At 57.6% G+C, this 5,869-nt stretch carries 6 protein-coding genes and 3 pseudogenes; 5 read left to right on the plus strand and 4 right to left on the minus strand.

Annotated features, from left to right (window positions below):
• Positions 1-265, plus strand: a pseudogene (locus AC3FLX_RS33540) (DNA modification methylase); the annotation flags it as partial.
• A 38-nt stretch (positions 266-303) separates the two neighbouring features.
• Here AC3FLX_RS33540 and AC3FLX_RS33545 read toward each other — a convergent pair.
• Together AC3FLX_RS33545 and AC3FLX_RS33550 are read right to left on the minus strand one after the other, a co-directional pair.
• Positions 304-438 (minus strand): annotated as a pseudogene (locus AC3FLX_RS33545) (IS630 family transposase); the annotation flags it as partial.
• Positions 439-963: 525 nt separating this feature from the next.
• Entirely contained in the window at positions 964-1,188 is a 225-nt protein-coding gene (locus tag AC3FLX_RS33550) for a hypothetical protein (RefSeq protein WP_488701579.1), read from the minus strand.
• Positions 1,189-1,766: 578 nt separating this feature from the next.
• Here AC3FLX_RS33550 and AC3FLX_RS33555 point away from each other — a divergent pair.
• The 4 genes and pseudogenes from AC3FLX_RS33555 (at position 1,767) to AC3FLX_RS33570 (ending at position 3,653) form a co-directional block, all read left to right on the plus strand.
• The gene (locus AC3FLX_RS33555) at positions 1,767-1,997 is read left to right on the plus strand and encodes a hypothetical protein (RefSeq protein ID WP_488701580.1); all 231 of its coding nucleotides are present in this window, start codon (positions 1,767-1,769) and stop codon (positions 1,995-1,997) included.
• A gap of 167 nt (positions 1,998-2,164) precedes the next feature.
• Positions 2,165-2,728 carry a phasin family protein gene (locus tag AC3FLX_RS33560; RefSeq protein ID WP_488701581.1) on the plus strand — a complete coding sequence of 188 codons (564 nt, stop codon included), beginning with the start codon at positions 2,165-2,167 and terminating at the stop codon, positions 2,726-2,728.
• Between the two features lie 134 nt (positions 2,729-2,862).
• Positions 2,863-3,244, plus strand: a pseudogene (locus AC3FLX_RS33565) (SDR family oxidoreductase); the annotation flags it as partial.
• A 205-nt stretch (positions 3,245-3,449) separates the two neighbouring features.
• On the plus strand, positions 3,450-3,653 hold the full coding sequence (locus tag AC3FLX_RS33570) for a hypothetical protein (RefSeq protein ID WP_488701582.1): 204 nt from the start codon (positions 3,450-3,452) through the stop codon (positions 3,651-3,653).
• Positions 3,654-3,942: 289 nt separating this feature from the next.
• Here AC3FLX_RS33570 and AC3FLX_RS33575 read toward each other — a convergent pair whose 3' ends face one another.
• Positions 3,943-4,305, minus strand: a complete 363-nt coding sequence (locus AC3FLX_RS33575) for a hypothetical protein (RefSeq protein ID WP_488701583.1) — start codon at positions 4,303-4,305, stop codon at positions 3,943-3,945.
• 584 nt (positions 4,306-4,889) lie between these two features.
• Positions 4,890-5,384, minus strand: a complete 495-nt coding sequence (locus AC3FLX_RS33580; protein ID WP_488701584.1) for a hypothetical protein — start codon at positions 5,382-5,384, stop codon at positions 4,890-4,892.
• Positions 5,385-5,869 lie beyond the last annotated feature (485 nt).

A 5,869-nucleotide genomic window follows, 5' to 3' on the forward strand; every position in this document is an offset into this window, starting at 1 on the left:
GCTGGCCGCGTACTTTGCCGATATGGGCGAGACTTTCAAGGCGTTGCGCCGGGTCACAACGAGTGGCAGCACACTCTGCCTGGTGATTGGCGACTCCGCACCCTATGGTGTTCATGCACCAGCAGAGGAATGGTTCGGCGAACAAGCGCTCGCGTTTGGCTTCCGTGAGTGGTCATTCGAGAAGATCAGGGAACGCAACGTAAAGTGGAAAAACAGGAAGCACACGGTTCCACTTCACGAAGGCAGACTTTGGATTAAGGGATAAGTATGGCGAGCTCGCCGTCACATAAATTTGGTCAGGATCTAGTGTCCTGTCCCGGTAATACGTGAACAAAGTCGATGCAACCTCACGAGAATCGAGTCCGCAGTGGCAGTCCAGCGAAATGGCTGGCAGTACGCGTTGTACGCGGTAACGAAATGATCGATGCGTTGGACCAACCGTAGACCGTATTAATTCGGTCACCGTTGCGACAATAAGTGTGTCAATACGACGAGCAATTTCGGCCAGTTCTGCGTCAACCCTTGCCGGACAAGCGTTTGCGGGTTGCGAAATGAATGTGTCACAAGCAGGCTCCGGCCGGTGGGCCAGGTTCCAGTCGGGCTCCGGGCGAGGCAGAGATTGTTAAGGATTGTTTGACGCCTGCCCACAGGCGCCAGCGCTTCTCACAGTCTGAAGTCGAGGGCAGACATCTAACAATCCTTAACAACAACAGCCTGTCGGGGGAATACCGGGGATCTAATTCCATCCATCCCCGATGCCCATGCGTTGTGCCTTGAGATGTGCGCGTCCATGGGCTGCACTTACCGTTGCCTGCGTGGGCTTTCTACGCACCCAACTGGGAAACGGGCAGAGCCGTCCGCTGACGCATCGGATTGCCCGACGGCGAGCCCTTTGCAAATGCAGGTCTGTGGCGCGACTGGCGATCCGAGCTGCGAACTTCGGGCACTCGGTCGATATATTTTTCACTGTTCTCCGTCGACCGATTTATTCAACTTGTCGATGATGGAACGCGCCCAAAGGAGTCCTTTGTATTCAGCCGTCTCCTTACTCGTGTAATGATCTAACGATTTCGATTCGCGCAAAACGTGGCCGCGCTGGCTTACCACTCCATGTGCTTGAAAGCCCCCAAATCCGTTAGGACTTGCCAGTCCTTCCGCCTGGAATCCTCGATACCGTTCGATTGACATATAAGCCTCTCTCCTCTACACAATGTAGTGCGCGCAAGCGCTACTCATCCCACGCGGGACATCGCCAAATCTTCATCGCGATTGTCTGCTTCTGGTCAACACCTTTGCCGGATCGTAGCGAGTCCATACCCAATGGCAGGAGCCCTCGCGGACGCACCGAAAAAAAGGCCCGACGCTGACGGACGCCGGGCGTGCGAGGTATGGGTATGGTGGTTCGGGCCTACCGATCGAAAGATTAGAAAGATGGTGGGCGAGCCGATACCCCACTTGGCGGGGATACGATCAACGGCCATTTGCCCCTAGCATCCTGAGCCGCCCGTGCGGCGACGGTCGCGCGTGGAGTAGTGCTGTCGTTGTCGTCAAAGATGGCGTTTGCATGAGCGATCATGGTCGCCAATTGTATTGACATTGAATTGCCAGTGGCTAAGATGGACGTTCCGGGTGCGAGAACACGCCCCACCGCCAGCCAGAACCTCCGCGTCCGAGAGCTAAGGAAAGGTCTGCACAGAATCTGGCCATTGTCACGGACGGTAGTGAAGTCCCGTAGCGAAAATAGACCTACTGCTTGGGAGACGAACGTGCTGAGTCATCATGAATTTGCCACGCTGGTGCTGGTGAACGACAGCGTTGACCCAACGGCACTGGACCATGCGGACGTGGAAGCGCTGCTCGCGCATCAGTTGATTGCCTTCGAGCATGTTGATCCCAATCAGAGCAAACCTCGGGTCACAACCCAAGGGTACGCTTTTCTTCAGGCCATCGGGCGTGTTCGCGCAAGCGATTGGCGGGCAACCCGAGCCTCTCAATGATCGCATCGCGCTAACCCGTAGAGACTGCCAGCGTCCGCGCTTCGTCAGGGCCCATGTCGGCGTTGCTGGATTACCGAACTTCGACGCAATCTTCATTCACCCCATTCCCGCGCCAGTGCGCCGTCGTTGGATGGCTCAGGTGGCGGGCCACGCCTAGGAGATGCAAGATGCACCAATGGTCCCCCGAGCAATTCAGGAATGCTCAAATTGCAGGCATTGAAACCTTGGCTGGGCTCACGAGCAAGGCCGTTGAGGGCTTCGAAAAGCTGCTGGAGCTGAATCTGCAGACGATGAAGACAGCCATGATTCAGACACAGGAAGTCACAAGGAAAGCGCTCTCAGTCAAGGACCCGAAAGAGGTCGTCGAATTTCAAATCGAATTATCTCAACCTGCCGTCGACAACCTACTGGCGTATCGCCGCCAATTGTACGAAATCTTCGCCGCGACGCGGGCCGAATTCGATAAGGTTGCCGAGGCCCAATACACGGCAAGTAGGCAGGGTCTGCACGACTTCCTTGGAAGCATTGGGGATCAAACACCAGCCGGCCAGGCGCCGCTGGCTGTCTGGCAGGAAGCCGTCAACGCGACCACTATGTTCTATGAGTCAATACAAACAACCGCAAAGCAGGCCGTGGAGGTAGCCGAGAGCAGTTTCAGGACTGCGACGGAGGCGGCCTCGCAAGGTGTGCGGCGTCGTACAGCGCAGGCTTCCCAGGCGGCGGCAAAGTAATCCAACTCTTACGCCTCGGTGGTACGTCGTGCAAGGTACCGAAGCGCTATCAAAACGCTGGGAGATACTAGGGTCAGATGAGCAGGTACTGGCCTCGCTTCATCCATGCAGTCTCTACCATAACCGCGAGGAGCACCAATCTCGACTCGGGGTTCAACATGACCAAGCGCGGCTGGGGGCGAATCATCAACGTATCTTCCATCATCGGTTCCAAGGGCGGCTTCGGTCAAATCAACTACGCGGCTGCCAAAGCCGGACTGCATGGCTTCACGAAATCACTGGCTCTTGAAGAGCGGCGTGACAGTCAACACGGTTTCGCCTGGCTACATTGCCACTAAGATGGTGACCGCTGTGCCGCAGGCGATTCTCGATTCCAAGGTTATTCCTAATATCCTTGTAGGCCGTCTGGGGCAGCCAGAGGAAGTTGCGGCATTGGTTGCGTACCTGTGTTCGCCTGAGGCCGCGTTCCTCACGAGGGCGAACATCGCTATCAACGGCGGACAGCACTTGCAGTGAAATCCGTACGGGCTATGTGCAGTTGAGCTCAATATCCGGCATCGTCTGCAATAACCAAGCGGGCGCTGAAGCCACGTTGCGGTCCTCACCAATGCCTGCCCAAATTGCCGACTGGCTCTAAGGACGGTTATGGCGCGTGCCCTGGTCTAATCGTGGCGGAAGTGCACATCAGAACATGCCGCGATCTTCCAAAAATGGGGCTACCATGAGCATTGAGAGCTATAAGAACTACACGGTTCGTGGCTTTGCGAAACAGCTGGGTGATGGTTCTTTCGAGGCCTTTGGCACCGTGCAAATGGATCATCTCATTCTGGAGGCGTCTGAGTCTCTAGGTTACTACCCAATGTACGACCTGGCTGTGGCGGCAGGCATCGCATGGGCGAAAGCGTGGGTTGAGGACCAACGCTGACCTCTCCTGAACGCCGTGACCTACCCAATGAGGTACGCGTTTCTCCGGTAGCGCAACGAATTTTCCAAGACGCTGAGACCGGAAGCCCAGCGTGCTTCCGGTAATCGATCAAGGGGAAGAGATCGCCAGTTGCAGCCGCTGGCCATGTTTGCATGGAATGTCCGAACACCGCCACCAAGTTGCCGCTCGCAACACGCTGCGATGACAACGCCCCGCTAGTGCCAATGGAATCAAGAGTGTTCTCTGGCGTGCCGTATTGTTTCGCTCGGAACTTCGCCGAAGGCATATCTCAATGCTTGAGAGAACCCTGGGGTAGTGATGGAAGCCCCATCGCGTTGCAACCGCGGATACGGTACACGAAGCGTCGGCTTCTACCAGATCGCGCAGCGCGCCGTTCAGTCATGTTCGGGAACCACCGGCCGGGAGTCATGCCAACGCTACGCTTGAAGATGAGTTGGAGCGCGCGCAAGCTGTATCCGCTGCGCCGGGCAATCTCGGAGAGTGCAATGTCGGCGTCGCTTCCGCTCATGACCAGACGCTCGCACGCGCGAACTAGGTGATGGTGACGATCGGCGGCGGCTCGCGTTGGGTTCGATGACAACGTGGCGTCGTGCAGCGCGTCGATATAGCTGGCAAGCAATGACTCGGACATGGCTCCTGCAAGCGACGACGTCGCGCTTGAAAGCTCCGGAGAACCGGCGTCGCTGAATCGGTCCGTCCGAGACGGGTCCGGGCAGTGGCTTCATAGGCGTCCGCTAGGACATCAAAGCATGCCCTGCCCATCTCAATTGCAGAAGACGGTACTCACCGGACCGTTACCCCCAAGCGAGAAAGAACGCATGAGCAACGCCGTCCATCGCGGAGCGCTGGACGGCGCCCTGCCCGGCTTGTTCGCAAATCTGGTCCGTGGCGGGAGACAACGGGCGACCTGCCATGAGCAGCACGGTAGGTCGCGAACGACTGCTATCGGGACTGTTCGCCGCCATACAGGTAGGCGCCCTTGACCGTCGTAGAAGGGGCGATAGCCCCAGCGGGGTGGGGTCCACCGGACGACCTATACCCACGCTGGAAATGGACGACCCGCGGCACCGGCAAAGTCCGCCAGCACCGAACTCGACGCTGGCCGCTGGTCGACCTTGAGCCTGTCGAAGTCCTCCATGCTCGTTCCGCTTGGCGGGGCGGTGAGAAGGGGCTCGGAATTAGCCGGACTGCTCCTCACCGGTTGCTCACTGGCTCTTACCGCCCCTTCCTCTCCAATTTCAGATAGGTATCTGCTGCGACCAGGCCAAACACCACGTGTGCCAGGAAACTTAGAGCACCGCGCGCTTCGGCAAACCATTGGAAGACCTGGGTCATGCCATAGAAGTTAGTCCAATACACGGCGACGCCGAACACAGCGCCAGCAAGCGATGCCATCCCAACGCTCGAATCGAAGCGGAACGGTGCCATGATCCCTGCCAGGATCAGCCCAAGCACGATGGACAGCGCAAAATGCACGACCAACGCGGTGAGCATGATCCCAACACTAAATGCAGCTTGCGACACTTCGCTGGGACCCATGACAATCCCGGCAATCATCCGCAGCGGCACCCAGGGGCTCTCACCCATCAGCCATAGCGCGCCCAGTTCGACGACCAGAAAGACCACCCCGGCGGCGAAGCCGGCCATCACAGTCGCACGCCAGTCAGGTATTCGCCGCGTAAAGTGGTGCGAGTGCATATGAAGTTCCATAATGCCCTCCTGTAGATGCGGCCTGACCGGGCCGCTTCCGAGAGACAGTTTAGGAAATGTGGCACCAGGTGCAACCAGTCGCGCATGGCTGCATCAAGCGCCGAGGCAGATCTTTGGTCAAGAAACGGCTCGAGCTAATTCGCGCATCTTTGGGGTGCCCTTGATATTGCTGCAGTTTGCCGGGATAGCGGCCCCGAGTATTCACGCGGGTTTCCAGGCAACGGCCAAAACGATAGTCATGTAAATCAATGGGTTACTGACTCAAGATTTTTAATGCTGGAAGTTGCGCATAAAGCACGTATTCGGCGTCTCGTTGCGCCCCAGTGTTGTTGCCGTTAATCTCGGCGGTCCGTCTACCGCTTGGGAGAAAGCGCGATGGATCACTGGCAACTGGCGTATCTCGGCATGCGACAGATGCCGCGCGAGCTCAGCGAGTTCGAGCTCGCCACTTTCTTCACTTTCTCTCCCAAGGAGCGCGCCCTGAT

This window comes from Cupriavidus sp. 291-E7 (genome assembly GCF_057798835.1).